Consider the following 1,046-nt stretch of genomic DNA (forward strand, 5'->3'; position numbering starts at 1 on the left):
GTCCTGAACGCGGCCAACGAGATCGCGGTCGCGGCCTTCATGGCGGGACGGATCGGATTTTACGATATTCACAAGATTGTTGATGAGGTTTGCTCATCTTTTTCGGCAAGAAAGCTGGAGGCGCCGGCGACGGTACCCGAGGCTCTTGCCATCGACGGTGAGGCACGGCACGCCGCTCGCCTCATGCTCGACGATATGGTGATGGTGCCGACCTGACGGCGCGAAAGGAACGATCATGGACTTGCTTGCAACCATAGGCGGGGCGACCAACTCCTTCCTTCTGACCATTGTGTCCTTTCTGATCGTCCTCGGAATCGTGGTGTTCATTCACGAGTTCGGTCACTTCTGGGTCGGTCGGCGCTGCGGCGTCGGCGTCACGGCGTTCTCGATCGGATTCGGTCCGGAGCTCATCGGCTGGAACGACCGCCATGGCACTCGCTGGAAGATCTCTGCGGTACCGCTGGGCGGCTACGTGAAGTTCGTCGGCGATCTCAACGCGGCGAGCGTCCCCAACAACGCGCAGGCGGATCGGATGTCCCCTGAGGAGCGCGCGGTCAGCTTTCCCCACCAAAACGTCGCCAAGCGCGCCGCGATCGTCGCCGCCGGCCCGATCGCCAATTTCATCCTGGCCGTCGCGATCTTCGCCGGTCTGAATTACGTCTCCGGCCGCCAGGTCCTGGAGCCGCGCATCGAGGCGGTTCAGCCGGACAGCGCGGCCGCTCGGGCCGGCTTCATGCCGAACGACCTGATTCTCTCCATCAACGGCAGGGTCGTCGAGACGTTTGCCGACATGCAGCGCGTCGTCAGTGCCAGCGCCGGCGAGAAACTGGCCATCACAGTCGATCGCGACGGAAATCAGGTGGTCCTCGACGCCGTTCCCGACCTGAAAGAGCAGGAAACGCCGTTCGGAAAGCAGCGGATCGGGCTTCTCGGCCTTCAGGCGTCGCGAGACCCGAACGCGATCAAGAAGCTCACCTATACTCCCCTCGGCGCCCTGAAATCCGGCGTCTATGAGACGTGGTACGTGGTCGACCGGACCTTTGATT

General features: G+C 62.5%; 1 protein-coding gene and 1 pseudogene. Both read left to right on the top strand.

Annotated elements, in window-relative coordinates; genetic code table 11:
• Window positions 1–216 (top strand): annotated as a pseudogene (locus AC1DT3_RS22330) (hypothetical protein); the annotation flags it as partial.
• Window positions 217–235: 19 nt separating this feature from the next.
• The coding region (rseP, locus tag AC1DT3_RS22335) for an RIP metalloprotease RseP (protein WP_477467360.1) at window positions 236–1,046 on the top strand (811 nt) is incomplete at its 3' end.

Source organism: Microvirga sp. P4_G7, from assembly GCF_056401005.1.